This is a genomic window from Methylobacterium sp. 092160098-2, from assembly GCF_028920805.1.
Taxonomy (GTDB): domain Bacteria; phylum Pseudomonadota; class Alphaproteobacteria; order Rhizobiales; family Beijerinckiaceae; genus Methylobacterium; species Methylobacterium fujisawaense.
In genome coordinates this window covers 1,940,331-1,966,747 of record NZ_JAQPZJ010000001.1, presented here as the reverse complement: position 1 = coordinate 1,966,747, position 26,417 = coordinate 1,940,331, and the positions used below count along the sequence as shown (strand labels likewise).

The window sequence follows — 26,417 nt, the reverse complement described above, 5'->3', positions numbered from 1 at the left end:
AAGGATCGACATGAGCAACCGGATGTGGGGCGGCCGCTTCGCGAGCGGCCCGGCGGAGATCATGGAGGAGATCAACGCCTCCATCGGGTTCGACAAGCGCCTCGCGCCCCAGGATATCCGCGGCTCGCTGGCGCATGTGGCGATGCTGGGCCAAGCCGGCATCCTGCCGGCGGAGGATGTGGCCGCGATCGAGGCCGGGCTCAAGTCCGTGCGCGACGAGATCGAGGCCGGCACCTTCACGTTCAAGCGCGAGCTCGAGGACATCCACATGTCCGTGGAGAGCCGCCTGACCGAGATCGTCGGGCCGGCCGCCGGCCGCCTGCACACGGCGCGCTCGCGCAACGACCAGGTCGCCACCGACATGAAGCTCTGGGTGCGCGACACCCTGGATTCGCTCGACCAGCAGGCCGCCGACCTGCAGCGCGCCCTCAGCCAGACGGCGCTGCAGCACGCCGGCACGGTGATGCCGGGCTTCACCCATCTCCAGTCGGCGCAGCCGGTGACCTTCGGCCACCATTGCCTCGCCTATGTCGAGATGCTGGCCCGGGACCGGGGCCGGTTCCGCGACGCCCGGGCGCGCCTCAACGAGTGCCCGCTGGGCGCCGCGGCGCTCGCCGGCACCTCCTTCCCGATCGACCGGCACGCCACCGCGGCGGCGCTTGGCTTCGACCGGCCGACCGCGAATTCCCTGGATTCCGTCGCCGACCGCGACTTCGCCCTGGAGGCGCTCGCGGCGGCCTCGATCTGCGCGGTGCACCTGTCGCGCTTCGCCGAGGAACTGGTGGTCTGGACCTCGGCCCAGTTCAACTTCGTCCGCCTGTCGGACGGCTACACCACCGGCTCGTCGATCATGCCGCAGAAGCGCAACCCCGACGCCGCCGAGCTGGTGCGGGCCAAGAGCGGCCGGATCATCGGCGCGCTGACCGGCCTGCTCATCGTCATGAAGGGCCTGCCGCTCGCCTATTCGAAGGACATGCAGGAGGACAAGGAGGGGACGTTCGACGCCCTCCAGGCCCTGTCGCTGTGCCTCGCCGCCATGACCGGCATGGTGAAGGATCTGGAGCCCAACGCCGAGGTGCTCAGCCAAGCCGCCGGCTCCGGCTACGCCACCGCCACCGACCTCGCCGACTGGCTGGTGCGCGAGCTCGGCCTGCCGTTCCGGCAAGCCCACCACGTCACCGGCCGTCTCGTCGGCGTCGCCTCCGCCAAGGGCGTCGGGCTGGAGGCGCTGTCGCTGCCCGAGATGCAGGAGGCGGAGCCGCGGATCACCGATGCGGTCTACGCGGTGCTCGGCGTCGCGAACTCGGTGGCGAGCCGCACCAGCTACGGCGGCACCGCGCCCGACAACGTCCGGCAACAGGCGCAGGCCTGGATCGAGCGGCTGGGCTGAGCCGGCGCGCCCCGCGGGCCTCCGCCGCTCCTCCGTGCTCCTTGGCAGTGGCGCCCGGCGGATGTCAGAGTGGGTTCATGACCTTGTCGATTCACGGCGGAGGGGCCGCGTTGCGCGGGCGAATTCGGAACCCGGCCTGATCCGTCAGGCCGGGCCGACCCGCCCGTGAGCGCCCCGCGGCCGTCGCGCCGCATCCAAGGTCCCCGCCATGCCCACCCACGTCCCGACTCTGCACCTCGTGTGCGGCAAGATCGCCGCCGGCAAATCGACGCTGACCGACCGCCTGGGGCAGCAGCCCGGCACGGTCGTGGTCGCGGAGGATCACTGGCTCGCCCGGCTCTATCCCGGTGAGCAAACCTCCCTGGCCGACTACGCGCGCAACGCGGCGCGCCTGCGCGACGCGATGGCGCCGCACCTCGTGGCGCTGCTGCGACTCGGCCTCTCGGTCGTGCTGGACTTCCCGGCTAACACCGTCGCCAGCCGGGCCTGGATGCGGACCCTGTTCGAGGCGGCCGGCGTCGCCCACCAACTCCACGTCCTCGACGTGCCCGACGCGGTCTGCAAGGCCCGCCTCCGCCTCCGCAACGCCGAGGGTGCCCATCCCTTCACGGTGACGGATGCCGAGTTCGACCTGTTCAGCCGCTACTTCGTGCCGCCGGACCCGGAGGAAGGCTTTACCCTCGTCGTTCACCGGGCGTAGCGCGGGCCGGGGGGCGTTTCGCTCCGCCGACAGGGCGGCGCCCCGATCGCCTCGGGCCCGATGACGGGCGCCCGGTCATCCACAGCGCCCATTAAAATTGTGCATTGCAACCCTCGGCCCGCCCGTGCGTTCAGCGTCTGGATAAGTCCGCTCAGTTACAAGCTTCGCCGTTCGGATCGGAGTTCGCAGGATGCCTGTCGAGAGTTGGCTTAACCCGGAGGACGTGCCGGATTTCGCGGCGCATGCCACGGCGATGATCGACGCCGCGTTGACCGGATCGGGCCTGACGCGCGAATCCTACTGGGCCGCGGTCCGCAAGGGCTACAACACGCCCTACAACGATCCGCCCCGCAAGCGCGCCGCGCCGGCCCAGCCGGACGCGATCGCGGTCCCGGCCGGCCAGGCGGTCGAGCCGCTGCCGGTTCCGGCCGGACTGATCGCGGCCCGGGCGACGGAAGCCCGCGCGGTCTGATGTTCGAGAGATCCGGCGTCGCCATCTTGCCGACGTTTTACGCAAGCTTCACTAATCCCGATCCCCGGTCCGGCTCCTGACGGAGCCGCCCGTCGTCAGGAAGTGAAGATGGTCCGCGTTTCCCGCTCGCTCCCGGTCGGAGCTCTCGCCCTGCTCGCATCCGGGCTGGCCACCGGTTTGCTCGGCGGGGTCGGCCTGTCGGCGACGACGGCCCATGCCCAGGAGGTGGCGCAGGCCCCGGATGCCGGGGGCGGCGACGCGGCCCCGAGCCGCCGGGGGCGGCGGCATGGGCGCGAGCGGACCAAGCGCACGGAGAAGGCGGCGACGCCGCCCGGCATGCAGCAGGCCACGCCGGTGGCGATCTTCGGCGACTGGAACGTGTTCGTGAACGGCGACGGCCGCAACAAGCTCTGCTACGCCATCGCGCAGCCGCAGACGCGCTCGCCCAAGACCCTGAAGCGCGACACCGCCTATCTGTTCGTGAGTGTGCGCAAGGGCGAGAACGTCCAGAACGAGGTGGCGGTGATGCTGGGCTTCCCGTCGAAGCCCGCGGCCTCCCAGATCAAGCCCGGCTCCGCGGCCGCGCCCACCGATCCGAGCCTCAACCTCGGCGCCAGCCGCTACGGCCTCGTGGTGAAGGACGGCAATGCCTGGCTGCAGAACCCCGCCGAGGAGGCGCGGGTCGTCTCGGAGATGAGCGCCCGCAACCCCAAGCTCGTGATCAAGACCACCTCGCTGCGCGGGAACCCGACGAGCGACGAATACGCCCTCGGCGGGTTCGCGGAAGCCCTGAAGCGCACCCGCGACGAGTGCGGCCGGTAGCGCGCGGGTCAGGCCCGGCGCAGCGCGGGGCGATGCGCCCGCGCGGCCGGCCGGCTCGGGGCACGCATGCGCGCGCGGGCTGCCCGGGCCGCCTGCTCGGCCGTGCGGAACACGGCGCCGTCGAGACCGTCGAACGCGCGCGCCGATGAGAAGAACCGGACGCCGCGCCCCTCGGGCACGGCGATCCCGGCGGTGACCTCACCGATCTCGATCACCCGGGCTGGTTCGGCAGGCCCGATGGCCGGGTCTGCGAAATCGGGACGGTTTTCGGGCTGGAACTCTGCGAGACTGTGCATCGGACTGGGAACTCCCTGGGCCGGCATATCGCCGTGCCGGATCGCGTGGGCTGCTGCGGACGGTCGGCGGGGCTAGCGTCGACAGCGCCGACGGGCGGCGGGGCAGCAGGGCGCGTTCAGGAGCGGGTGTCGAAGGGACGATGTTCGCAGGACCATCGGATGTCCTCCAGACTGAAGGACCGCGCGGCACGGGGCCGTCGCAGTGCTTTAGCGTTTGATCACGCGGCGCAAGCTACGCTTCTCAAATCACCGCGGCCGGACCGGCGGAGCGCCCGGGCGTTCAGCCCGGCCGGCACCCTGAAAATGGGCGTGGCGCCGCACACCGTCAACGGAACGGACTTCCGATTTTCGGTGCCCGCCTGGCAGGAATCCGGTGCCGGCCGCGCTCGGGGGAGGCGGGATCGTTCAGGCGGCGGCGATCACCGCGGCGAGGTCGGAGAAGTCCGAGAAGATCCGGGTCGCGCCGGCCTCCGCGAGGCCGGTGCCCGCCGGGTCGTGCCCCCAATGGCCGCCCCCGGTGAAGCCCGCCACCCGCATGCCGGCGCTCCGGGCCGCCGTGACGCCGGGCACGCTGTCCTCGATCACCAGGCAGGCGGCCGGAGCGGCGCCCATGCGCGCGGCGGCAAACAGGAACAGGTCGGGGAACGGCTTCCCCCGTGCCACCTGGGCCGAGGAGAAGACGTGGTCGCCGAACAGCGGCAGCAGCCCGGTCAGGGTCAGGGAATGGCGCAGCCGCACCGGGTCGCTGCTCGACGCGACGCAGACCGGCAGGCCCACGGCGGCGACCGCCTCGGCGACGCCGCGCATCGCCCGCAGCTCCGCGTCGAACAGCGCCAGGGTCTCGGCCTTCACCGCCTCGACGAAGCCGGCGGGGGCGGCGACCCCGTAGTCGCTGGCGATATGGGCCATGATCGAGGGCATCGCGGTGCCGGTGAAGCGGGCCCGCACGGTGGCGAAGTCGATATCGACGCCGATCCGGTTCAGTCCGGCCGTCAAGCAGGCGAGGCTCAGGGGCTCGCTGTCCACCAGAACGCCATCGCAATCGAAGATCACGAGGCCGAGATTCGTCGCGCGCGCGTTCAAGGTCGACCGCTCTCCCGCGGCCCGCCGCCGCGGGGCGAGCCTGTGGCACGGGCCCGGCGACCCGGCAACCGCGCGGATCGACGCTCGCCCCGGCCGCGCCGCAGACGCGCCGCTGGCGCTTGCACCTTGCGGTCCGGACCCATACTCCCGGGGCGGGCGCCCTCGGGCGCGCCGGCGAAAGCCCAAACGGTCCGTAAGGCAAGGCTCAGAAGGCCCCGCGATGTTCCGCTTCCTGGCCCGCGTCCTGGGCTTCCTGCTGATGGCCGGCGGCTTCGTCGCGCTGATCTATGACGGCGCCCGTTCCATCGCCAACAACGGCCTGCGGGTGACGCCCCTCTCCGACGTGATCGCCACCCTGTTCAAGGACAAGGCCAGCGCCCTGCAGGGCAGCGTGGAGGGGGCGGCGCCCTGGCTCTGGCACATCCTGGGCCTGCCGCTCACCCTGGCGCCGGCCTCCCTGATCGGCCTGGGGCTCGGCGCGGTGCTGCTCTGGCTCGGCCAGCCGGGCCGCGAGCCGATCGGCTTCCTGACGAAGCCCTGACGAAGTAATGACGAAGCCCTGGCGCTCGGGCGCGGCCTAACGGCCCGCGAGCCGGGCCTCGGCCTCCGCCAGCGCCCCCTTCAGCCGTTCGACCTCGGCGGTCAGCGCGTAGCGCTCGCTGACGTCGAACTGCGAGGCGAAGAAGTAGACGACCCGGTCCGCCTCATCCCGCACCGGCCCGACATAGAGGGCGTTCTGGAAGGTCGAGCCGTCCTTGCGATAGTTGAGGAGGTCGACCCGGATGTCCTCCTCCCGCCGGATGGCCTCGCGCAGGCGATCGACGGCCTCCGCCTCGGTTTCGGGACCCTGCAGGAAGCGGCAGTTGCGGCCGATCACCTCCATCCGGGTATAGCCGGTCAGCGTCAGGAAGGCGTCGTTCACGAAGACGATCGGGTTGTCGTGCTGGGCCGGATCCGTGATGATCATCGGCATCCGCGTCGCGCGCACGGCTGCGGCGAACGGATCGCCCCGCTGCGACCCCACCTTCACATTGTCCGGCACGTGGCTCGTGGCAGTCCCGCCCGTCTCCATGCGGATCAGCCCTTCCCAACGCCGCTCGGAGCGGCCATTCGATCAGTGTCTCTCGGGGGTACAAGCCGGAATTCGCGTCCGAGGTCCAGTCTCGCGTCAAGGTTTCGCGTCGCCGGGCCGCCGAACGCTTTTCCGGCCGCCTCCGCCTCCCCATATCGGCGGGAGTTCGACACCGGAAGGCAAGCCGATGTTTTCGTTCCGCAAGCGTCCCGAAATGCCGGCCCCGGCCGACGCCCTGCCGGGCCGCCCCACGCCCGTCCCGACAGCCGAGACGCATTTCGTCAACGGCAACCCGCTCAAGGGGCCGTATCCGCCGGGCATCGAGACGATCGTGCTGGGGCTCGGATGCTTCTGGGGCGCCGAGCGCCGGTTCTGGCAACTGCCCGAGGGCGTGTTCGTGACGGCGGTCGGCTATGCCGGCGGCTACACGCCGAACCCCACCTACGAGGAAGTCTGCACCGGCCAGACCGGCCACAACGAGGTCGTGCTGGTGGCCTTCGATCCGGCGGTGCTGTCCCGGGAGGCGGTGCTGCGGACCTTCTTCGAGAGCCACGACCCGACGCAGGGCATGCGCCAGGGCAACGATGTCGGCACGCAGTACCGCTCCGGCATCTACACCGTCGGCCCCGACCAGGAGGCCACGGCCCGGGCCGTGCGCGACGCCTACGCCGAGGCGCTCCGGACGCGCGGCTTCCCCGACGTCACCACCGAGATCAAGCCGCTGGAGCGGTTCTATTTCGCGGAGGCCTACCACCAGCAGTACCTCGCCAAGAACCCGGCGGGCTATTGCGGCCTGGGCGGCACCGGCGTCAGCTGCCCGGTGGGAACCGGCGTCGCCGCCTGAGCCTCACGGGCTCCGTCCGTCGGGCCGCGTCTGCGGGCCCGGCAACGGGGCGGCGCTGCCGTGCGGCGGCGGCGTGCTGTTCGGGCTGCGGAGCACGATCAGCACGCTGCCCAGCACCGAGAGGGCGACGGCGGTCGCGAAGAGGATGAAGAGCCAGCGGGGCATCCGCAGGCGTTAGCACATCGCGTCCGGCGCGCCGAGCGACCAGTCTCGCCGGGCGGATCGTTTCCGCGCCGCTCATCCCCTCGGCGGTGCCACCGTCAGCGCGGGTGGCGCGCGGACGGGTCGCCTCGCCCGCGATGGCGGCCGCCCCGCCTCCGCGCCTCCGCCCTACGGCGCCTTCAGAACCGCCCGGCAGGCGTTGGGGAGCGCGGCCATGGTCATGGCGGGCTTGGGTTTCGGCGGCACCTTCGGGGGCTTCGGATGCAGCACCGCATCCGAGAACCAGTAGCTGAGGTCGTCGCAGCCGTCGCCCGGCGGCGGCGCGCCCTGCGGCTGGCAATCCTCCTGGCCGGCCGGACAGGCGAGCCGGATATGGTAGTGGTAATTGTGCCCGTACATCGGGCGCACCTTGGACATCCAGCGGCTGCCCGCGGCGTCGCGGCAGAGCGCCTTCTTGATCGCCGCGTTGACGAAGATGCGCTCCACCTCCGGCTGCTCGGCGGTGACCTTGATCAGTTGCAGGTGCGTCGGCGTCCAGACCTCCGGATCGATGTCGAGACGGTCGCGGCGGACCATGTCGGTGGCCGAGGTCTCCTCGCGCTCCGCCCGGCTCATGCGGTGGTCGGGCATCGGCGTCAGCCAGACATCGGCGTCGATGCCGATCTGGTGCGAGGCGTGGCCGGTGATCATCGGGCCGCCCCGGGGCTGGGCCATGTCGCCCACGAGGAGGCCGGGCCAGCCGACCCGGGCCGCCTTCTGCGACAGGCGCTCGATGAAATCGACGAGGTAGGGCGTGCCCCACATCCGGTTGCGGGACGGGCGCATGACCTGCCAGTTCGGACCGTCCAGCGGCAGCGCCTCACCCCCGGAGAAGCAGCCCTTGGCATAGAAGCCGTAGATGTGCGCCGGCCCGGAGGCCGCCTTGGTGACGCGCCCGAACAGCGCCTTGGCGGGCGTCGAGGGCGCGTCCGGATGCTCCAGGGGCGGCAGGGGCTTCGGATTGACGCTGCCGCGATCCTGGGCCTGCGCGGCGGCGGGCAGGAGCAGGGCGGCGAGCGCGAGGCTCGGGGCGAAACGCGGCATCGGCATGCGGGGGCTGTTCGTCCGGCTGGAGGGGGCGGGCGCGGGCGGCCCCCCCGAACCTCGCCCAGGGGCGGGGCGTTTTTCGGGCAGACAGCCCGCCGCGTCACGCGAAACGGTCGGGCGGATCCACCGCGACGACCCGGCGGCGCCCTATCGGATGGGGCGGGTCACCGGTCCGCACCAGCCGGGCAGGTAGTCGGCGTCCTTGGATTTCGCCAGCGCCATCGCCCGCTCCAGGGCGGAGGAGAAGTCGCCCTCGATCCGCTTCTCCTTGATGTTCCGCCGCAGGAAGTCGGCCCACAGGAACTCGCTGAACGGGGTGGTATCCTTCGCGAAGCCGCCGGCCCGGCGCAGCTCGCCGGCGAGGCTGCGGTAGGGATCGTCCGCCAGGGCATCGACCGATTTCGGGATGTCCTTGAAGTGCTGGCGCACGCCCTCGGCATCGTAGGGATGCGCCCAGGATTTGTGGTCGCACACCGTCCAGAAAGCGTCCTTGTCGAGGTAGTGCAGGTCGGCCACCACGGTGACGAGCACGCTCTCGACCCCTTCCTCGTGCAGGGCGCGGGAGAGGTGGTGATGATCGATGATGTAATGGCGCTTCTTCGGCCCGAGCAGCGTCGGGATCATATGGGCGCCGAGGAACTCCTCTTTCTTCTCGCCGTCGTATTCCCGCCAGCGCCGCCGCTTCTCCGCCACTTCACGGTAGCCCACCGTCATCTGCGTCGGGCGCAGCTCGGCGATCGGGATTGTTCTGAGCAGCGGCTCTCGGGTGGCCATGGGATCTCCTGACTGCGGGATTTTGTCACGCGCACGTCACAAGCTATTCGGGACCGGCAGATCGGACAGGGCGCGACGCGCTCACGTTTCCGGCATCGCGCGCACGGCTTCGAGGACGAAGACCCGGATCGCCGAAGACAGGTTCTGTCCGTCGCGCCCGGCATCGATCGCCCCGATGAGGGCCTGGACGGACTGGCCCCGCGCCTCCGCGATCTCCCGCAGCGCCGCCCAGAACGGATCCTCCAGGGACACGCTGGTGCGGTGACCGGCGATCATCACGGAGTGCTTGGTGAGGCCGGCGCTCACGGGAGGCGGATCATGCGTTCGGGTCGGAATCCGGCTCGTGCCGCGCGAGGCGATGGCCCTCGTGGCGCTCGGTCTCGAGGGCCTTGCGCCGCTGCTGGAGGGTCTTGGCCTTCTTCGGCTGGCCGAAGGCGATCCGGTTGGCCTCGGCCTTCGTGTCGGCCTCGGCACGGGCCTTCGCCTTGCGGATCTGGCGCAGATTGATGATCTCGGCCACGGATCGCCTCCCGTAACCGGCGCGGGAGGCTCCGCGCCGGGACGTCACACAACAATCAGTCGGCGCTCGGCGCCAGCATCGTCTCCGGCCGGACCACGCGCTCGAACTCCGCCTCGGTGACGTAGCCGAGGCGCAGGGCCTCCTGCTTGAGGGTGGTGCCATTCTTGTGCGCGGTCTTGGCGATCTCGGCGGCCTTGTCGTAGCCGATCGAGGGGGCGAGCGCGGTCACCAGCATGAGCGAGCGGCTCATCAGGTCGGCGATCTTGTCCTCGTTGGCCTTGATGCCGACGACGCAATTGTCGGTGAAGCTCACTGCCGCGTCGGCGAGCAGCCGCACCGATTGCAGCACCGCGTTGGCGATCACCGGCTTGAAGACGTTGAGTTCGAAATTGCCCTGGCTGCCGGCGAAGCTCACCGTCGTGCCGTTGCCGATCACCTGGGCGCAGACCATGGTCAGCGCCTCGCACTGGGTCGGGTTGACCTTGCCGGGCATGATCGAGGAGCCGGGCTCGTTCTCAGGGAGCGACAATTCGCCGAGGCCGGAGCGCGGGCCCGAGCCGAGGAAGCGGATGTCCTGGGCGATCTTGAACAGGCCGGCGGCGAGGGCCGCGAGCGCGCCCTGCGTGAACACCAGCGCGTCGTGGGTGGCCAGCGCCTCGAACTTGTTCTCGGCGGAGGTGAAGGGCAGGCCGGTCAGCTCCGCGACCTTGGCGGCGAAGCGGTCGGCGAATTCCGGATGGGCGTTGAGGCCGGTGCCGACCGCGGTGCCGCCCTGGGCGAGTGCCAGGACCCCCGGCAGGGTCGCGGCGACCCGCGAGCCGCCGAGCGCCACCTGGGCGGCGTAGCCGGAGAATTCCTGGCCCAGCGAGACCGGCGTCGCGTCCTGCAGGTGGGTGCGGCCGATCTTGACGATCGACGCGAACGCCTTGGCCTTGGCGTCCAGCGCGCCGTGCAGGTGGGAGAGCGCCGGCAGCAGGCGCCCCTGGATCTCGCGGGCCACCGCGATGTGCATGGCGGTGGGGAAGGTGTCGTTGGAGGACTGGCCGCGGTTGCAATGGTCGTTCGGGTGGACCGGGGACTTGCCGCCGCGCTGGCCGCCCAGGCGCTCGTTGGCGAGGCTGGCGATCACCTCGTTGGCGTTCATGTTCGACTGGGTGCCCGAGCCGGTCTGGTAGATGACCAGGGGGAACTCGTCGTCGTGGCGGCCCTCCACTACCTCGGCGGCCGAGGCCGCGATGGCGTCGGCGAGCGTAGCATCGAGGGCGCCGAGATCCTTGTTCACCAGGGCGGCGGCCTGCTTCACCACCCCGAGGGCGTGGACGAGGGGTGCCGGCATCCGGTCGGTGCCGATCTTGAAGTTCTGGATCGAGCGCTGCGTCTGCGCGCCCCAGTAGCGATGCGCCGGAACCTCGATCGGCCCGAAGGTGTCGGACTCGGTGCGGGTGGCGGTCTCGGTGGGCGACATCGTGGCCTCTACGTCTGGTGCCGTGCGGTGCCTACTTAAATGAGGCGCGGGTGAATCGCGATGCCGGTTTTCCCGGCACCCCGACAAGAGCGAAGCTCTGTTCCCGCCGGACAAGGAGCCGATGAGCGCGACGATCGATCTGTCCGAACCCGCCGCCCGGTTCCGCCCCGTCGTGCCGCCGCCGCTGAAGGCGCCGCTCGGCCTGTTCGACTTCCTGCGGGCGGCCCGGAAGAATCCGATCACCACCTGGATGGACGCGCATTTCAAGCTGCCGGTGGTGGCGGCCGAGGGCGCGATGGGCCGGATCACCCTGGTGAGCGACCCGGCGCTGATCCGCTACCTGCTCATCGAGAATGCCGACGGCTACCGCAAGGACGACCTGCAGCGGCGTGTCCTCGCCCCGGGGCTCGGCAACGGTCTGCTCAGCGCCGAGGGCGACGAGTGGCGCCTCCAGCGCCGGACGCTGGCGCCGATCTTCAACGCCCGCACGGTCCAGGGCTTTTCGGAGGCGATGAACGCCGCCGGCGCCCGTCTCGGCCGCCGCCTCGTCCGCCGCGACGGCAAGCAGGTCGATGTGGCCCTTGAGATGACCCGCGTCACGCTCGACGTGCTGGAGCGGACGATCTTCACGCAAGGCCTGCCGAGCGATCCCGATGCCCTCGGCCGTGCGATCACGCGCTTCCTGGAAGCGGTCGGGCCGATCGACCCCCTCGACGTGTTCGGCGTGCCCGATTTCGTGCCGCGGATCGGCCGCCTGCGGGCCCGTCCGGCGGGCCGCTTCTTCGCCGAGGTGGTCGATGAGCTCATCGCCCGCCGCAAGGCGCTGATGGCGCGGGGGGAGGCGCCCCGGGACCTGCTGACCCTGCTGCTCGAAGCGCAGGATCCCGAGACCGGCAACGGGCTCTCGGATCTCGCCGTGAAGGCCAACATCGTCACCTTCATCGCCGCCGGGCACGAGACCACGGCCAATTCCCTGACCTGGACACTCTACTGCCTGTCGCAGGATCCGGCCGCCCAGGCGCAGATCGAGGCCGAGGTCGACGCCGCCGGGCCGGGGGATTTTTCCGCGGAGCGTCTGCCGTTCACCCGGGCGGCGATCGAGGAGGCCATGCGCCTGTTCCCGCCGGTGCCGTTCCTCAGCCGTCAGGCGATCCGGGACGACCGGCTCGGCCGGATCAAGGTGCCGCGGGGCTCGCTGGTCATGGTGGCGCCCTGGGTGCTCCACCGCCATCATCTGCTGTGGGAGGATCCGGAGGCCTTCGTGCCGGAGCGGTTCCTGCCCGAGAACCGCGACACGATTCCGCGCTTCGCCTATCTGCCGTTCGGGGCGGGGCCGCGGGTCTGCATCGGCCAGAGCTTCTCGATTCAGGAGGCCGTGATCGTGCTGGCGCATGTGGTGCGGGCGGTGCGATTCCGGCTGCCGGCGGATCATCCGCCGGTGACGCCGCTCCACCGGGTGACGCTGCGGCCGGAGCACGGCTTGCGCATGGACGCGGTGGCGCGGGGCTAGGCCGGGCCCGGTCACCGTGCCGCGGTGCAGCAGGACGGCCGGAGGGGAAGGCGACCGGATCTGATCGACGGTCTCGAGGGTCGCGCATCGCCTGGCGATCGGGCGCGGGCTCCCCGCAGCCGCCGACAGCATCGGAGGCGCGACCGTGTCGTCTCCCGTAGGACGTCCCGGCCGTCGATCCGGCCCGGGAGACGCTCAGCTCTTCTTGCGGAAGGCGTCCAGGCTCACGACCTCGGCGCTGCCCTCCTCGCCCTCCTTCTTGGCGGCGGGGCGGGGGGCCTTGTCGTCGGACTTGCCGGCGGCTTTCTCGCCCTGAGCGGCGGGAGCGGGCAGCCCCTTCGGCGCACCGGAACCGATCGTGGCGAGACCGGCGCTCTTGGGCCGCACCTCGCCGGGTTCCGAACCGGCCCCGCGCGGGCCGGGCTTGGCCGGGGCGGCGTTCGCCTCCTCGGGAGTCTCGCCGGCTTCGCTGAGATCGAACTTCAGGCCGAACTGCACGGAGGGATCGAAGAAGCCCGACAGGGCGTCGAACGGCACCAGCAGCCGCTCCGGCACCCCCGAGAAGGACAGGCCGACTTCGAAGGCGTGCTCGGTGACGTTGAGGTCCCAGAACTGGTGCTGCAGGACGATCGTCATGTCCTGCGGGTACTTCTCCCGCAGGGCCTGCGAGATCCGCACGCCGGGCGCTTCCGTCCGGAACGAGACGTAGAAGTGATGCTCGCCCATCAGGCCCTCGCGGGCCGCGTCGGTCAGCACCTTGCGGACCACGCCGCGCAGGGCGTCCTGTACCAGTAGATCGTAGCGGATGAGGTCGTCTGCCATCTGCGGTTGCGCTCTCGCCCGGTCTGCCCGGCGCCCCGCCGCGGATGGCTGGACCGAGGATTGGAAGTGAAGGCTTCTGTTGCCAGGTGCCTCCGAACCCCGCCTATGCGGTGCTACCCGCTAGGACTTTAGGTCGGTATTGGGGACCGCTTACGCGGCCACCGCCACCGGAGCAAAGTTGTCGTTGGCAACTATTGCAAAGGCCCGATAACGGCGGAACCATGCCGAGCGAAAGTCCAACCTTTACGCCCTCGTCGATCCTATTTCGCCCCCGCCAAAGCCCAGGCTAAGATCACGCGCCTTGCGGCAGCATGTCCTGGGCTCGGGTGGAGGCGCCGGGTACCGCCCCCGGGTCCGATAGGTTTATTGCGAAGAACGTTTATCGCCATAGCCGGCCTCGCGACCGGCTCCCAAGATATAGAGGGGATCGGTCCGGTTTTGAAGCCCGATCGTGTCGCGCCGCCGTCTCATTTGGAGCCTCCGGGTGAGGCTGTTGCCGGAAGCGCGCAGTCGCCTTCCGGCGCGGTGGCCGACGCCCCTCGTCCCGGCATCTGGTCGGCGGCCTGGCATCTCGGCGGGCTGGTCGCGCTCGTCGTCTTCTATCTCGGCGCCGCGAGCCTGCTCGCGCTGGCTGTCGTGCGCGTCGGGTTCGATCTGTGGAGCGGGATCGATCCGTTCCTGCCGCCGGAGCGGCGCCCGTTCCTCGGTGCGGTGGAGCTGACCCACCGTGCCTTCGCCACGGACGTCCTGCGTCAGGTGTTCCTCGCCGTTCTGGTGGTGGGTGCGGCCTGGTGGCGCGACCGGACCGGCTGGCGCCGCCGCCTCGCCCTCGACCGCGAGCGCCCGAACGGGATGCGGCCCGTCGCCCTGCTGGGGCTCCTCCTCGTCTGGCCGGTTCTGCACATCGCCTGGGTCACCGGCACCGCGGAACTGTTCGGTGCCAGCTTCGGCCAGCACGTGCGGCTGTCCCCGTTCATGAGCCAGGCCGCGGTGGCGGCGTGGCTCGCCTATCTGGCGATCCTGGCGCCCGTGGCCGAGGAGCTGCTGCTGCGCGGCGAGGCCTTCGCCCGTGCCCGGGCGGTGCTGGGGCCGGCGGGGGCGATCCTGGTCACGGCGGTCATCTTCGCCGCCGCCCACATCTCCTCCTGGGGGCTCGCCCGGCCGGTCTCCCTGCTGCCGCTCGCCCTGGCGCTCGGCTGGCTGCGCTGGCGGACCGGCCGGCTCTGGCCCGGGATCGCCCTGCACGGCTGGTCGAACCTCGCCCTCGTGACCTACCTGCTCTGGCCGGCCTGACCGCCAGCTGGTGACGGCGGTGGACAGATGTCGGCGGCGCGCTTGCCCGCCGTCGCGCCGGCGCGCAGGAATGACCGATGGACGCTTATCAGGACCTGCTCCGGCGCATCCTCGACGAGGGCGTGGCCAAGGACGACCGCACCGGCACCGGCACGCTCTCGGTGTTCGGCCACCAGATGCGCTTCGACCTGTCGGCCGGCTTCCCGCTGGTCACCACGAAGCGGCTGCACCTGCGCTCGATCATCCACGAGCTGCTCTGGTTCCTGACGGGCGATACCAACGTGGCCGCGCTCCAAGCCAACGGCGTGACGATCTGGGACGAGTGGGCCGACGCGCACGGCGATCTCGGGCCGGTCTACGGCAAGCAGTGGCGCTCCTGGGAGAAGCCCGGCGGCGGCACCGTCGACCAGATCGCCTGGGTGCTCGACGAGATCCGGCGCAACCCCGATTCCCGCCGCCTGATCGTCTCGGCCTGGAACCCGGCCGACCTCGACCGGATGGCGCTCGCCCCCTGCCACTGCCTGTTCCAGTTCTACGTGAGCGAGGGGCGGCTCTCCTGCCAGCTCTACCAGCGCTCGGCGGACGCCTTCCTCGGCGTGCCCTTCAACATCGCGAGCTACGCCCTGCTGACCCACATGATCGCCCAGGTGACCGGCCTCGGGGTCGGCGACTTCGTCCACACCTTCGGCGACGCGCATCTCTACCGGAACCACCTGGAGCAGACCCGGACCCTGCTGGGCCGGACCCCGCGCCCGCTGCCGCAGCTGCGGCTCAACCCGGAGGTCCGCGACCTCTTCGCCTTCCGGTACGAGGACATCGCCATTGCGGGCTACGAGCCGCACCCGGCCATCGCGGCCCCGGTGGCGGTATGAGCCCGATCGTCTCCCTGGTCGCCGCGGTCGCCCGCAACGGCGTGATCGGCCGCGACAACGGCCTCGCCTGGCATCTCTCCAGCGACCTGAAGCGCTTCAAGGCCCTGACCATGGGCAAGCCGATGCTGATGGGCCGGCGGACCTGGGATTCGATCGGCAGGCCCTTGCCGGGGCGTCGCACCCTGGTGCTCACCCGGGATGCCGGCTTCCGCGCCGAGGGGGTCGAGACCGTCCATGACTGGCCCTCCGCGCTGGCGGCCGCCGCCGGGGCGGAGCTGATGGTGGTGGGCGGGGCCGAGATCTATGCGCTCGCGCTCCCGCAGGCCGACCGGCTCCATCTCACCGAGGTCGAGGCCGAGCCCGAGGGCGACGTGCGCTTCCCGGCCTTCGACCGCGGTCGCTTCCGGGAGACGTTCCGCGAGGCGCATCCGGCGGGACCCCGGGACGAGCACGCCTTCGCGTTCGTCGATTGGGAGCGCGTCCGCTGAGGCGCGCCGCCGCAATTGCGTTCCATGCCGCGCATGCCCACCTGCCAGCCTTGACAGCACGGGGCGCGCGCCCGCAGGTGCCTGTCGGGTGCGCGTGCTCACGCCGGGCCTGCGCATCCTGCGGGAAGATGCGTGCGTGCAGGCTCTTAAGGCTTGAGGCCGGATGCGGTCGCCTCGCGATCGATCCGGATGGCCGGGACTAGGCGGGCGAGCGTGGCCGTTCAGGCAGGGGGCGCCGGCCGGGGTATGGGCCGGGCGCGGACAGGCAGGAGACGACGTCTAGGATGCCTTGGAGCAATCAGAGCGGCGGCGGGGGCCCGTGGGGCCGGCCCGGCGGCAACGGCGGCGGTCCCTGGGGTGGTGGCGGCGGCGGCGGCAAGACGCCGCCGAATCTTGAGGACCTGCTCCGGCGCGGGCAGGACCGCCTGCGCGGTCTGATCCCGGGCGGCGGTGGCGGCTCGGGCGGCTATGGGGGCGGCGGGGCGCAGGGTGTCGGCGGCGGCCGCAGCGCGGCGGTGATCGCCGTGCTCGCCGTCGCGATCTGGCTCGCCACCGGCTTCTACACCGTCTACCCCCGTCAGGTCGGCATCGAGACGATCTTCGGCCGCTATGTCGGCACCAAGGGCGAGGGCCTGCGCTACAACTTCCCCTATCCGATCGGCGGGGTGGTGAAGCCGGATGTCGGCTCCCAGAACTCGATCCAGATCGGTTTCCGCGCCGGTCCGAACGGCCAGGGCCGCACCCGCGACGTGCCGGACGAGAGCCTGATGCTCACCGGTGACGAGAACATCGTCGATCTCGATTTCGAGGTGCAGTGGCGGGTCAACCCGCTGAAGGCCTCCGACTTCGTGTTCAACCTCCAGAACCCGGAAGGCACCATCAAGGCGATCTCCGAGAGCGCGATGCGCGAGGTGATCGGCCGCCGCAACATCCAGGCGATCCTCACCAACGAGCAGTCGAGCATCGCCCAGGAGGTGAAGGAGATGGTCCAGAAGGCGCTCGACGAGTACGGCGCCGGCGTGCGCATCGAGGTGGTGCAGCTCGTCTCGGTCAACCCGCCGCCGGAGGTGCGCCCCGCCTTCATCGACGTGAACGCGGCCCAGCAGGACGCCGACACGGCGCAGAACGAGGCCAAGACCTACGCGAGCCGCGAAGTGCCGCAGGCCCGCGGCAAGGCGTCCCAGATCGTCCAGCAGGCCGAGGCCTACCGGACCAAGGCGACCGCCGACGCCACCGGCCAGGCGGCCCGCTTCAGCGAGGTCTACGCCTCCTACAAGGCCGCCCCGGCGATCAGCCGCGAGCGGATCTTCCTGGAGACGATGGAAAAGGTACTGGGGTCCGTGAACAAGGTGATCATCGACCAGAACGGGACGCAGCCCGGGGCGGCGACCGCCGCCGGCGTGCTGCCGGTGCTGCCGCTCTCGGAGTTCGGCGCCCGCGCCCAGACCCAGACGGGAGCCGCCCGATGAAGCAGGCTCTCCGCACCGGCCTGATCGCGATCGCGGCGATCGTCGCGATCGGCCTCTACGCGTCGATCTTCACCGTCGGCCAGATGCAGCAGGCCCTGGTCCTGCAGTTCGGCCGCGTCCGCGCCGTCCTCAACGCCACCGGCGAGGAGAAGCCCGGCCTGTACTTCAAGATCCCGTTCATGGAGAACGTGGTCCTGTTCGACAAGCGCGTGCTCGACCTCGACCTGCCGGTGCAGACGGTGCTCACCGCCGACCGGCAGAACCTGGAGGTGGACGCCTTCGCCCGCTACCGGATCCTCGACCCGCTCCGCTTCTACCAGGCGGTGGGCAATATCGGGCTCGCCAACCAGCGGCTCGCGAGCTTCACCAATTCCGGCCTGCGCAACGTGCTCGCCCGCTCGACCCGCGACGCCATCGTGAAGACCGACCGCGGCCAGCTGATGCACCAGATCCAGGAGGACGTGAACCGGCAGGCCAAGGCGCTGGGCATCGAGATCGTCGACCTGCGCATGACCCGCGTCGATCTGCCCGCGCAGAACTCGGCCGCCGTCTACCGGCGGATGAAGACCGAGCGCGAGCGCGAGGCCGCCGACATCCGCGCCAACGGCGACCAGATCGCCGCCACGATCCGCGCCAAGGCCGACCGCGAGGTCACGGTGATCCTCGCCGACGCGACGCAGACCTCCGAGCAGCTGCGCGGACAGGGTGACGCGGACAAGAACCGCATCCTCGCCGAGGCGTTCGGCAAGGATGCGGACTTCTTCAGCTTCTACCGCTCGATGCAGGCCTACGAGAGCGGGCTGAAGGGATCCGACACCCGTCTGGTGATCAGCCCGACCTCGGACTTCTTCCGGTACTTCAGCGACCCGCAGGGCCGGCCCCCGGCCCCGGCGGCCCGCGGGCCGCGCGGACCGGCCGATCCGAGCGCCGCCACCGGGTCCACCACCGGGTCCGCGGCCGGGACGGCACGCTGATCGGGATGCGAGTTGGCGCCCCGGCGTCCGGAGACTACCTTGCAGGAAAACCCGCGGGCCCCCGATCATCGGTCGAGGCCCGCGGCGCCGGAAACGCGTTCTTGAAGAGGTCGACCATGCACCCCGTCGCGAGCGCCCCCGTGGCGCCCTTCGGCCGCGCCACCGCGCAGCCCCGTTCCCGCGCCCGCGCGCTGATGGCCTCGATCCTGATCGGCGCCTCCGTAGCCGCGGCCGCCCTGCCGGTTCCCGCCCTCGCCAAGGGGCCGGCCTCGCTCGCGGATCTCGCCGAGCAGGTCACCGACGCGGTGGTCAACATCTCCGCCTCCACCACCGTGGAGGCCCGCGGCGGCCGCGCCATGCCGCAGGTCCCCCCGGGCACCCCGTTCGAGGACCTGTTCGAGGAGTTCTTCAACCGGCGCGGCGGCCGAGGCGGCGGCGGCGGTGGTGACGGCGAGGCGCCGCGCGCGCAGCGCAAGTCCAATTCCCTGGGCTCCGGCTTCATCATCGACGCCGCCGGCCTCGTGGTAACGAACAACCACGTCATTGGCGACGCCAACGACATCCAGGTCATCCTGCACGACGGCACCAAGCTCAAGGCCGAGATCGTCGGCAAGGATTCGAAGATCGATCTCGCGGTCCTGCGGGTGAAGCCCCCGGCCGATCACCCGCTGAAGGCGGTGCCGTTCGGCGATTCGGACAAGATGCGCCCGGGCGACTGGGTCATCGCCATCGGCAATCCGTTCGGGCTCGGCGGCTCGGTCTCGGCCGGCATCGTCTCGGCCCGGGGCCGTAACATCGAGTCCGGACCCTACGACAACTACATTCAGACCGACGCGGCCATCAACAAGGGCAATTCCGGCGGTCCGCTGTTCAACATGGACGGCGAGGTGATCGGCATCAACACGGCGATCCTGTCGCCGACCGGCGGCTCGGTGGGCATCGGTTTCGCGGTCCCGTCGGGTACGGCCAAGCCCGTGATCGATCAGCTCCGCGATTTCGGCGAGGTCCGCCGCGGCTGGCTCGGCGTCCGCATCCAGAACGTCGACGACACCACCGCCGAGGCGCTCAACCTCAAGGGCGGGGCGCGGGGCGCCCTGGTGGCCGGCGTCGACGAGAAGGGCCCGGCCAAGACCGCCGGGATCGAGGTCGGCGACGTGATCCTGAAGTTCAACGGTGCGCCGGTGAAGGCCTCCGGCGACCTGCCGCGGATCGTGGCCTCGACCCCCGTGGGTCAGAAGGTCGACGTGGTCGTGGTCCGCAAGGGCGAGGAGGTGACGAAGCCCGTCACCCTCGGCCGCCTGGAGGACAGCGACAAGCCGCAGCTCGCCAACCTGCGCCAGCCGGAGCCCGAGAGCGCCACCCGGCAGGCGCTGGGCCTCAACCTCTCCGGCATGACCGACGAGCTGCGCAAGAAGTTCTCCATCAAGGACACCGTGAAGGGCGTGGTCGTCACCCGGGTCGACCCGAACTCGACGGCGGCCGACAAGCGGATCCAGCCCGGCGAGGTGATCGTCGAGGTCGGCCAGGAGGCGGTGAGCACCCCGGCGGAGGTGACCAAGCGGATCGACGCCCTGAAGAAGGATGGGCGCAAGTCGGTGCTGCTGCTGGTGGCGAGCGCCACAGGCGACGTCCGTTTCGTGGCCGTCGGGCTGGACTGAGCGCTGTCCCACGCGAGATCGAAGGCCGTCGCTTCGCGAGGAGCGGCGGCCTTCCTGCGTTCAGGACACCCGTGGTGCCGCGGCGCGGCACGCCGGTGCCGCGAGGCGCAGCGGTTCGCGAACCAACCGGAGATCGAGAAGCTCCGCGTATCGACACGCTCTGACATCGCGGCCGCGATGGGCGCCGTCGCCTGCGCGAAGGTCGAGCCGGTGCGCCGGCGGGTCGGTGCGATCGGCGTTCAGGCCCCGGCCGTTCCGGGCGCGGTCCGCGCCCCGACCCGCACCCTTCAGTGAGGGCTCACCCCACGAACTCCGCCGCCGCATAGCCCTGCAGGTACAGGAGCGCGGTGAGGTCGCCGTGCTCGACCCGGACCCGCGCCGCGGCGGCGACCGCGGGCTTCGCGCGGAACGCCACGCCGAGGCCGGCCTCGGTCAGCATGTCGAGATCGTTGGCCCCGTCGCCCACCGCCAGCGTCTCCGCAGGGCCGAGGGACAGCGCCTCACGGAGTTCGATCAGCGCCGCGCGCTTCTCGGCCTTCCCGACGATCGGATCCTCCACGAAGCCGGTGAGCCGTCCGTCCGCCACGCCCAACAGGTTGGACCGGTGCTCGTCGAAGCCGATCATCGCCGCGATCGGGCCGGTGAACAGGGTGAAGCCGCCCGAGACCAGGCAGGTGTGGGCGCCGTGCGCCCGCATCGTCCGCACCAGGGTGCGGCCGCCCGGGGTCAGGGTCAGGTGCTCGGCGATCAGCCCGTCGACCGCACCGACCGGGATGTCCTTCAGGAGCGCCACGCGCTCGCGCAGCGCCGGCTCGAAGGCGATCTCCCCGCGCATCGCCCGCTCGGTGATCGTCGCGACATGCTCCTTGAGGCCGAGCGTTCCGGCGAGCTCGTCGATGCATTCCTGCTCGATCATGGTGGAATCCATGTCGGCCAGGAACAGGCGCTTGCGCCGGTGCGCGTCGGCGGGGAGCACGGCGAGGTCGATGGGTTCACCGGCAAGGGCCGTCCGCAGCGCGTCGGTGAGGGACGCCGCGGCGGCGGGCTCGCCCGGGACGAGCAGCTCGGCCGCCACCGCGCCGTGCAGGATCCGGGGCTGGTGCTCCGTCCGCAGCACCGCGCGGGCCTCGGCCAGCACCGCATCGGTGATGGACGGCCGATCCGGGTTTGCTATCAGGACCGCGACCAGCATCGTGGAGTTTCACCTTGCCGCCAGACCGGGAGGAAGCCGGGGGGCGCCCGGCGGCGATCCTCATCGCAGGGCCCACCGCGTCGGGCAAGTCGGCGCTGGCCGCCCGGCTGGCGGAGCGTCACGGCGGCGTGGTGATCAACACCGATTCCATGCAGGTCTACGGCGACCTGCGGCGCCTCACCGCCCGGCCCGACCCGGACGAGGAGGCACGGGTGCCCCACCGGCTCTACGGGCATGTCGACGGCGCCGTGAACTATTCCGTGGGGCATTTTTCACGGGATGTGGCGGCACTGCTGACGACGCTCGGCGGGCAAAGGCTGGTCTTCGTCGGCGGCACGGGCCTGTACTTCCGGGCGCTGGAGCAGGGGTTTTCGGAGCTTCCGCCGGTGCCCGAGGCCGTACGCGCGCAGGTGCGGGCGGAGGCCGAGGGCCGCCCCACCGAGGCACTGCACGCCGACCTCGCCCGCCATGATCCCGAGGGCGCCGCCCGCCTGCGCCCGAGCGACCGGATGCGGGTGATGCGGGCCCTGGAGATTTTTCTCGCCACCGGCCGGCCGATCGCGAGCTTCTACGGCGATCCGATACCCGGGCCGCTCGCCGGGTGGGCCCTCGAAAAAATCTTCCTGGCCCCCGACCGCGCGGTGTTGCGCGCCCGCATCGACGCCCGCTTCCGGACCATGATCGCCGAAGGGGCGCTGGACGAGGTCGCCCGCCTGCACAGGCGAAACCTCGACCCGCTGCTGCCGGTGATGCGCGCCCACGGCGTGCCGGGCCTGATCGCGTATCTCGAGGGGGCGATCGGACTCGAGGAGGCGATCGTCCGGGGACAGGCGGATACCCGGGCCTACGCCAAGCGCCAGTTCACGTGGTTCCGCCACCAGATGGGGGAGGACTGGCGCTGGATGGATCCGGAGGAGGCTGCGGCGGCGCTGTGAGGCTTCCCGCGGGCTCCCTCCCCGTGCGGGTGAGGGAGCCCGGCTTCCGGAGAAGGCAGGGCCTGCACGCGGGGCAGAATCTTCTGCACCGACGCTGTCCTCGCCCGACACCCTCTCCCGCGACGGGGCGAGGGAGGGGGCACACGGGGCCGTTTCCGACCCCTCCGGACCGCGAGGGGAGCTGCCGCCCTCAGCGCTCCAGCCGGGCCACGAGGCTCGACGTGTCCCAGCGGTTGCCGCCCATGGCCTGAACCTCGGCGTAGAACTGGTCCACCAGCGCCGAGACCGGCAGCTTGGCGCCGTTGCGGCGGGCCTCGTCCAGCAGGATGCCGAGATCCTTGCGCATCCAGTCGACCGCGAAGCCGAAGTCGAACTTGCCCGCGTTCATGGTCTTGCCGCGGTTCTCCATCTGCCAGGAGCCGGCGGCGCCCTTGGAGATCACGTCGAGCACCGCTTCCACGTCGAGGCCGGCGCGCTTGGCGAAGTGGACGCCCTCGGAGAGGCCCTGGACGAGGCCGGCGATGCAGATCTGGTTGACCATCTTGGTGAGCTGGCCGGCGCCCGCCGGGCCCATCAGCCGGCAGGCCCGGGCGAAGGACCCGATCGCGCCCTCGACCTTGGCGTAGGTCGCCGCGTCGCCGCCGCACATCACGGTCAGCACGCCGTTCTCGGCGCCGGCCTGGCCGCCGGAGACCGGCGCGTCGATGAAGCCGAGCCCCTTGGCCTCCGCGGCCGCGGCCAGTTCCCGGGCCACCTCGGCGGAGGCGGTGGTGTGGTCCACGAAGACCGCGCCCGGCGTCATGCCGGCGAGCGCCCCGTCGTCGCCCAGCACGACGCTGCGCAGGTCGTCGTCGTTGCCCACGCAGGCGAAGACGATCTCGGCGCCCTCGGCGGCCTGCCGGGGCGTGGGGGCGAAGGCACCGCCATAGGTCTTCACCCAGGCTTCCGCCTTCGGCGTGGTGCGGTTGTAGACGGTGACGTCGTGGCCACCCTTCTTGGCGAGGTGGCCGGCCATCGGCCCGCCCATCACGCCGAGACCCAGGAATGCGACCTTCGCCATGGTTGTCCGCTCCTCGCAGGCCCGGACCGCGCCGGCGCCCTTCCTTCTCCGACGGCGGACGGCGACGGAGCTCGGCAGCCTGGCCGTGAAGGGGGTCGGGGCCGTGCCGGAGACCCGATGTGACACATTGGGCGTCGTGCCGCCGCCGACGCTGCATCACAGCTCGGATCGCTTGCGTCAACGGCGGACGAATAGGATAACCCGCCCGTGTAGCCCGGGACCACGAAGTCCCAGCCGGAGCCCCCGCGCGTGGCCCCGTGCGCGAGGCGGTCGGTCAGGGAGTGGGACATGGGTACGGCGCTCGGCAGGCATGGGCCATGGGCCCTCGTGGGCGCCCTCGGCGCCGCGGCGCTGGCGATCGTGGCGAGCCAGCGGGGCGAGACCATCAACGCCCTCTGGGTCGTGGTCGCGGCGGTCTGCGTCTACCTGATCGCCTACCGCTACTATTCCCAGTTCATCGCCGACAAGGTGATGCGCCTCGACCCGAAGCGCATGACGCCGGCCGTGCGGCACAATGACGGTCTCGATTACGTCCCCACCAACCGCGGCGTCCTGTTCGGCCACCACTTCGCGGCGATCGCGGGCGCGGGCCCGCTGGTCGGCCCGGTGCTCGCCGCCCAGATGGGCTACCTGCCCGGCATGCTCTGGATCCTGGCCGGCGTGGTCCTCGCCGGCGCCGTGCAGGACTTCATGGTCCTGTTCGTGTCGATGCGCCGGGACGGCCGGTCGCTCGGCGAGCTGATCCGGGCCGAGCTCGGGACGATTCCCGGCATCATCGCGCTGTTCGGCACCTTCCTGATCATGGTGATCCTGCTGGCCGTGCTGGCCCTCATCGTGGTCAAGGCGCTCGCCGAGAGCCCCTGGGGCACCTTCACGGTGATGTCGACGATCCCGATCGCCATGCTGATGGGCGTCTATTCCCGCTATATCCGGCCCGGCAAGATCGGCGAGGTCTCGATCCTGGGCTTCGTCCTGCTGATGCTGGCGATCGTGGCCGGCGGCTCGGTGGCGGCGAGCCCGGTCTGGGGCCCGGCTTTCACCTTCACGGGCCCGCAGCTCTGCTGGATGCTGATCGGCTACGGCTTCGTCGCCTCGATCCTGCCGGTCTGGCTGCTCCTCGCCCCGCGCGACTACCTGTCGACCTTCCTCAAGATCGGCACCATCGTGGGCCTCGCCCTCGGCATCGCCGTCGTGGCGCCGCACATGCAGATGCCGGCGGTCACCAAGTTCGTCGACGGCACCGGTCCGGTCTGGGCGGGCAGCCTGTTCCCGTTCCTGTTCATCACCATCGCGTGCGGCGCGGTCTCGGGCTTCCACGCCCTGATCTCGTCGGGCACCACCCCGAAGCTGATCGCCAGCGAGGCCGATGCCCGCTTCATCGGCTACGGCGGCATGCTGATGGAATCCTTCGTGGCGATCATGGCGCTGGTCTCGGCCTGCGTGATCGACCCCGGCGTCTACTTCACCATGAACTCGCCCGCCGCCCTGCTCGGCACCACGCCCGAGACCGCCGCCGCCGCGGTGACCAAGCTCGGCTTCGCCACCACCCCGGAGGTGATCACCCAGACCGCCGCCGATGTCGGCGAGCACACGATCATCTCCCGCGCCGGCGGCGCCCCGACGCTCGCGGTGGGCATGGCCCACATCATCTCGTCGGCCATCGGCGGCAAGGCGATGATGGCCTTCTGGTACCATTTCGCGATCCTGTTCGAGGCGCTGTTCATCCTCACGGCCGTGGACGCGGGCACCCGCGCCTGCCGGTTCATGGTGCAGGATCTGGTCGCGCTGGCGGTGCCGTCGTTCAAGAACACCACGTCGTGGGGGCCGAGCATCGCGGCCACCGCCATCTCGGTGGGGGCCTGGGGCTACTTCCTCTACCAGGGGGTGACCGACCCGCTCGGCGGCATCAACACCCTGTGGCCGCTCTTCGGCATCTCGAACCAGATGCTGGCCGCGGTGGCGCTGACGCTCTGCACGGTGGTGATCTTCAAGATGAAGCGCGAGCGCTACGCGTTCGTGACCATCATCCCGACCGCGTGGCTGTGCATCTGCACCCTCACGGCCGGCTGGCAGAAGATCTTCTCCGCCGATCCGAAGATCGGCTTCCTGGCGCACGCCCAGCGCTACGCGGCCGCCGCCGCGGAGGGCAAGATCCTGGCCCCGGCCAAGAACGCCGACCAGATGAGCCAGATCATCCTCAACGACCGGATCGACGCGGTGCTGGCGGCCCTGTTCATCGGTCTCGTCGTCGCCATCGCGGGCTTCGGCATCGCCGCCTGCCTGAAGGCGTGGCGCGCGGATCGCTGGACCGCCCTGGAGACCGAGCCCCACATGGTCCCGGCGGAGTAGGGGGAGGGCCATGCGGCAGCCGTCGAACCTGCGGGATCGCCTCCGGACGCTGTCCAAATGCGTCTGCGACGGCGCCCGTCTGATGGTGGGGCAGGGGGACTACGCGGCCTATGCCGAGCATGTCCGCCGCACCCATCCGGACCAGGCGCCGATGACCGAGGTGGAGTTCTTCCGCAACCGGGAGAACGCCCGCTTCGGCGTCGGCAACACCGCGGGCTTCCGCTGCTGCTGAGCGCGGACCCGATGCGGCCCGGCCGGCGTTCTCCAGGCCGGAGGGCCGCCCCGCCCTCGCGAGACGCGGAGCACCGATGACCGACGAGAGCGTGCAGGCCCCGATCGAGCCCCGGGCCGTCAACATCGCCCATGCCTGGGAGCGGGCCTACTGGGCGCGCCGGTTCATGGTTCCGGTGGAGCAGGTCGAGGCCGCCGTGGCGGCGGTCGGCGACGATCCGGCCCGCGTGGCGGCCCATCTCGGGCGGGACTGGCCGGGCCACGAGCCCGCCACCTGAGCGCTCGTCCTCCACGATCCCGGGCTTAAGCTCGGCCGCATCTTGACTCGGCGGCCACAATATCCGCCATCTCAGGCCCGACGGGAGGTCGGCATGAGCATTTTCCAGGACGCCATCCTTCGGTTTGGCCGCACGATCATGTCGTATGCGGGCGACGCGGTCTTCCTGCAGGCTGCGGTTTCGTCCGCCGCCAACGTCATCGTGGCGGATGGGGACGTGGGCGAGGAGGAGATCGAGTCGGCCATCACCGGCATTCGCGCCAACCCGATCCTCGAGAAGTCGTACGACACGCTGCGCGTCGAGCAGGAGCTCTATGAGGCGATCGCCCGAGCCAAGACCCGGGCCGGGCGCATTGAGAACCTGCGCCACGTCGGCGCCATCGCGGAGCGGCCGATCGAGCAGCGCCAGGACGTGTTCCTGATCGGCGCCGACGTGGCCGATATCGACGGGATCAGCGCGGTCGAGCACAAGGCGCTCGACGAGATCGCCGCCGCGCTGCAGGTCGACAAGTCCGCGCTGCTGCGGTGATCCAGAGGGCGCAGCGCCCGGCGGACGCGGGGACGCTGCGCCGAGATGTCTCGCCAACCCGCCCCCTCATCC

The 26,417-nt window shown here is 71.0% G+C and carries 30 protein-coding genes and 1 other RNA gene; 18 read left to right on the top strand and 13 right to left on the bottom strand.

What is annotated here, in order from left to right; all coding sequences use genetic code 11:
* The first annotated feature begins 10 nt into the window (after nucleotides 1-10).
* From argH to PQI07_RS09320, 4 genes are all read left to right on the top strand, one after another.
* Nucleotides 11-1,390: an argininosuccinate lyase gene (argH, locus tag PQI07_RS09335; protein ID WP_274926507.1), complete on the top strand. Its 1,380-nt coding sequence runs from the start codon at nucleotides 11-13 to the stop codon at nucleotides 1,388-1,390.
* Nucleotides 1,391-1,598: 208 nt separating this feature from the next.
* Nucleotides 1,599-2,090 carry a P-loop nucleotide/nucleoside kinase family protein gene (locus PQI07_RS09330; protein ID WP_043351093.1) on the top strand — a complete coding sequence of 164 codons (492 nt, stop codon included), beginning with the start codon at nucleotides 1,599-1,601 and terminating at the stop codon, nucleotides 2,088-2,090.
* A 190-nt stretch (nucleotides 2,091-2,280) separates the two neighbouring features.
* Nucleotides 2,281-2,562: a hypothetical protein gene (locus PQI07_RS09325; RefSeq protein WP_043379336.1), complete on the top strand. Its 282-nt coding sequence runs from the start codon at nucleotides 2,281-2,283 to the stop codon at nucleotides 2,560-2,562.
* Between the two features lie 108 nt (nucleotides 2,563-2,670).
* Entirely contained in the window at nucleotides 2,671-3,384 is a 714-nt protein-coding gene (locus tag PQI07_RS09320) for an invasion associated locus b family protein (protein ID WP_274926506.1), read from the top strand.
* Between the two features lie 8 nt (nucleotides 3,385-3,392).
* On the opposite strand, the gene PQI07_RS09315 is transcribed toward PQI07_RS09320, so the two are convergent.
* Together PQI07_RS09315 and PQI07_RS09310 are read right to left on the bottom strand one after the other, a co-directional pair.
* Nucleotides 3,393-3,680, bottom strand: coding sequence for a hypothetical protein (locus PQI07_RS09315; RefSeq protein ID WP_274926505.1), 288 nt, complete (start codon nucleotides 3,678-3,680; stop codon nucleotides 3,393-3,395).
* Between the two features lie 405 nt (nucleotides 3,681-4,085).
* Complete coding sequence (locus PQI07_RS09310) at nucleotides 4,086-4,763, bottom strand: HAD family hydrolase (RefSeq protein ID WP_111473528.1); 678 nt, start codon at nucleotides 4,761-4,763, stop codon at nucleotides 4,086-4,088.
* A 220-nt stretch (nucleotides 4,764-4,983) separates the two neighbouring features.
* Here PQI07_RS09310 and PQI07_RS09305 point away from each other — a divergent pair, with 220 nt between their 5' ends.
* Nucleotides 4,984-5,304 carry a hypothetical protein gene (locus PQI07_RS09305; protein WP_043351099.1) on the top strand — a complete coding sequence of 107 codons (321 nt, stop codon included), beginning with the start codon at nucleotides 4,984-4,986 and terminating at the stop codon, nucleotides 5,302-5,304.
* Between the two features lie 36 nt (nucleotides 5,305-5,340).
* Here the strand turns inward: PQI07_RS09305 and PQI07_RS09300 are convergent, their stop codons facing one another.
* A complete protein-coding gene (locus PQI07_RS09300; protein WP_269467570.1) occupies nucleotides 5,341-5,805 on the bottom strand; it encodes a PAS domain-containing protein in 465 nt (154 codons plus the stop codon).
* 217 nt (nucleotides 5,806-6,022) lie between these two features.
* Here PQI07_RS09300 and msrA point away from each other — a divergent pair, with 217 nt between their 5' ends.
* Nucleotides 6,023-6,679 carry a peptide-methionine (S)-S-oxide reductase MsrA gene (gene msrA / locus PQI07_RS09295; protein ID WP_043379331.1) on the top strand — a complete coding sequence of 219 codons (657 nt, stop codon included), beginning with the start codon at nucleotides 6,023-6,025 and terminating at the stop codon, nucleotides 6,677-6,679.
* A gap of 3 nt (nucleotides 6,680-6,682) precedes the next feature.
* Here the strand turns inward: msrA and PQI07_RS09290 are convergent, their stop codons facing one another.
* From PQI07_RS09290 to fumC, 6 genes are all read right to left on the bottom strand, one after another.
* Nucleotides 6,683-6,844, bottom strand: a complete 162-nt coding sequence (locus PQI07_RS09290) for a hypothetical protein (protein WP_164706358.1) — start codon at nucleotides 6,842-6,844, stop codon at nucleotides 6,683-6,685.
* Between the two features lie 165 nt (nucleotides 6,845-7,009).
* Nucleotides 7,010-7,930, bottom strand: coding sequence for a penicillin-insensitive murein endopeptidase (gene mepA / locus PQI07_RS09285; RefSeq protein WP_043351108.1), 921 nt, complete (start codon nucleotides 7,928-7,930; stop codon nucleotides 7,010-7,012).
* Nucleotides 7,931-8,074: 144 nt separating this feature from the next.
* A complete protein-coding gene (locus PQI07_RS09280; RefSeq protein WP_043351110.1) occupies nucleotides 8,075-8,701 on the bottom strand; it encodes a ParB-like protein in 627 nt (208 codons plus the stop codon).
* An 81-nt stretch (nucleotides 8,702-8,782) separates the two neighbouring features.
* A complete protein-coding gene (locus PQI07_RS09275; RefSeq protein ID WP_043351112.1) occupies nucleotides 8,783-9,007 on the bottom strand; it encodes a ribbon-helix-helix domain-containing protein in 225 nt (74 codons plus the stop codon).
* Between the two features lie 10 nt (nucleotides 9,008-9,017).
* On the bottom strand, nucleotides 9,018-9,221 hold the full coding sequence (locus PQI07_RS09270) for a DUF4169 family protein (RefSeq protein WP_043351113.1): 204 nt from the start codon (nucleotides 9,219-9,221) through the stop codon (nucleotides 9,018-9,020).
* A gap of 55 nt (nucleotides 9,222-9,276) precedes the next feature.
* On the bottom strand, nucleotides 9,277-10,686 hold the full coding sequence (fumC, locus tag PQI07_RS09265) for a class II fumarate hydratase (protein ID WP_043351115.1): 1,410 nt from the start codon (nucleotides 10,684-10,686) through the stop codon (nucleotides 9,277-9,279).
* Between the two features lie 121 nt (nucleotides 10,687-10,807).
* Between fumC and PQI07_RS09260 the strand changes: the two genes are divergently transcribed.
* Nucleotides 10,808-12,196: a cytochrome P450 gene (locus PQI07_RS09260; protein ID WP_075381090.1), complete on the top strand. Its 1,389-nt coding sequence runs from the start codon at nucleotides 10,808-10,810 to the stop codon at nucleotides 12,194-12,196.
* Between the two features lie 195 nt (nucleotides 12,197-12,391).
* Here the strand turns inward: PQI07_RS09260 and PQI07_RS09255 are convergent, their stop codons facing one another.
* Both PQI07_RS09255 and ssrA read right to left on the bottom strand, forming a co-directional pair.
* Nucleotides 12,392-13,018 carry an SspB family protein gene (locus tag PQI07_RS09255; RefSeq protein WP_043379326.1) on the bottom strand — a complete coding sequence of 209 codons (627 nt, stop codon included), beginning with the start codon at nucleotides 13,016-13,018 and terminating at the stop codon, nucleotides 12,392-12,394.
* A gap of 65 nt (nucleotides 13,019-13,083) precedes the next feature.
* Nucleotides 13,084-13,465, bottom strand: a transfer-messenger RNA (tmRNA) gene (ssrA, locus tag PQI07_RS09250).
* Here ssrA and PQI07_RS09245 point away from each other — a divergent pair.
* The 6 genes from PQI07_RS09245 to PQI07_RS09220 all read left to right on the top strand — a co-directional run bounded on the left by PQI07_RS09245 (nucleotide 13,457) and on the right by PQI07_RS09220 (nucleotide 19,772).
* Nucleotides 13,457-14,311, top strand: coding sequence for a CPBP family intramembrane glutamic endopeptidase (locus tag PQI07_RS09245; protein ID WP_053609366.1), 855 nt, complete (start codon nucleotides 13,457-13,459; stop codon nucleotides 14,309-14,311). The genes ssrA and PQI07_RS09245 overlap by 9 nt on opposite strands.
* A gap of 77 nt (nucleotides 14,312-14,388) precedes the next feature.
* The gene (locus PQI07_RS09240; RefSeq protein WP_043348249.1) at nucleotides 14,389-15,183 is read left to right on the top strand and encodes a thymidylate synthase; all 795 of its coding nucleotides are present in this window, start codon (nucleotides 14,389-14,391) and stop codon (nucleotides 15,181-15,183) included.
* Nucleotides 15,180-15,671, top strand: coding sequence for a dihydrofolate reductase (locus PQI07_RS09235; RefSeq protein WP_043348252.1), 492 nt, complete (start codon nucleotides 15,180-15,182; stop codon nucleotides 15,669-15,671). The genes PQI07_RS09240 and PQI07_RS09235 overlap by 4 nt, the downstream gene beginning before the upstream one ends.
* A 284-nt stretch (nucleotides 15,672-15,955) precedes the next feature.
* Nucleotides 15,956-17,140 carry an FtsH protease activity modulator HflK gene (hflK, locus tag PQI07_RS09230; protein WP_043348254.1) on the top strand — a complete coding sequence of 395 codons (1,185 nt, stop codon included), beginning with the start codon at nucleotides 15,956-15,958 and terminating at the stop codon, nucleotides 17,138-17,140.
* Nucleotides 17,137-18,114 carry a protease modulator HflC gene (hflC, locus tag PQI07_RS09225; RefSeq protein WP_043379318.1) on the top strand — a complete coding sequence of 326 codons (978 nt, stop codon included), beginning with the start codon at nucleotides 17,137-17,139 and terminating at the stop codon, nucleotides 18,112-18,114. The genes hflK and hflC overlap by 4 nt, the downstream gene beginning before the upstream one ends.
* A gap of 116 nt (nucleotides 18,115-18,230) precedes the next feature.
* Entirely contained in the window at nucleotides 18,231-19,772 is a 1,542-nt protein-coding gene (locus PQI07_RS09220; RefSeq protein WP_043354872.1) for a DegQ family serine endoprotease, read from the top strand.
* A 298-nt stretch (nucleotides 19,773-20,070) separates the two neighbouring features.
* On the opposite strand, the gene serB is transcribed toward PQI07_RS09220, so the two are convergent.
* Nucleotides 20,071-20,964 (bottom strand): phosphoserine phosphatase SerB, encoded by an 894-nt coding sequence (gene serB, locus PQI07_RS09215; RefSeq protein ID WP_274926504.1) that lies wholly within the window; start codon nucleotides 20,962-20,964, stop codon nucleotides 20,071-20,073.
* A 14-nt stretch (nucleotides 20,965-20,978) separates the two neighbouring features.
* Here serB and miaA point away from each other — a divergent pair, with 14 nt between their 5' ends.
* Entirely contained in the window at nucleotides 20,979-21,899 is a 921-nt protein-coding gene (gene miaA, locus PQI07_RS09210; RefSeq protein ID WP_274926503.1) for a tRNA (adenosine(37)-N6)-dimethylallyltransferase MiaA, read from the top strand.
* Nucleotides 21,900-22,089: 190 nt separating this feature from the next.
* On the opposite strand, the gene PQI07_RS09205 is transcribed toward miaA, so the two are convergent.
* Nucleotides 22,090-22,959 carry an NAD(P)-dependent oxidoreductase gene (locus PQI07_RS09205; protein ID WP_043354879.1) on the bottom strand — a complete coding sequence of 290 codons (870 nt, stop codon included), beginning with the start codon at nucleotides 22,957-22,959 and terminating at the stop codon, nucleotides 22,090-22,092.
* A 288-nt stretch (nucleotides 22,960-23,247) separates the two neighbouring features.
* Here PQI07_RS09205 and PQI07_RS09200 point away from each other — a divergent pair, with 288 nt between their 5' ends.
* The 4 genes from PQI07_RS09200 (at nucleotide 23,248) to PQI07_RS09185 (ending at nucleotide 26,345) form a co-directional block, all read left to right on the top strand.
* On the top strand, nucleotides 23,248-25,308 hold the full coding sequence (locus PQI07_RS09200; protein WP_043379307.1) for a carbon starvation CstA family protein: 2,061 nt from the start codon (nucleotides 23,248-23,250) through the stop codon (nucleotides 25,306-25,308).
* Nucleotides 25,309-25,318: 10 nt separating this feature from the next.
* Entirely contained in the window at nucleotides 25,319-25,540 is a 222-nt protein-coding gene (locus tag PQI07_RS09195) for a YbdD/YjiX family protein (RefSeq protein ID WP_043354884.1), read from the top strand.
* A 76-nt stretch (nucleotides 25,541-25,616) separates the two neighbouring features.
* The gene (locus PQI07_RS09190; RefSeq protein WP_043354886.1) at nucleotides 25,617-25,817 is read left to right on the top strand and encodes a DUF3606 domain-containing protein; all 201 of its coding nucleotides are present in this window, start codon (nucleotides 25,617-25,619) and stop codon (nucleotides 25,815-25,817) included.
* A gap of 93 nt (nucleotides 25,818-25,910) precedes the next feature.
* Nucleotides 25,911-26,345, top strand: coding sequence for a tellurite resistance TerB family protein (locus PQI07_RS09185; RefSeq protein WP_043354888.1), 435 nt, complete (start codon nucleotides 25,911-25,913; stop codon nucleotides 26,343-26,345).
* Nucleotides 26,346-26,417: the final 72 nt, after the last annotated feature.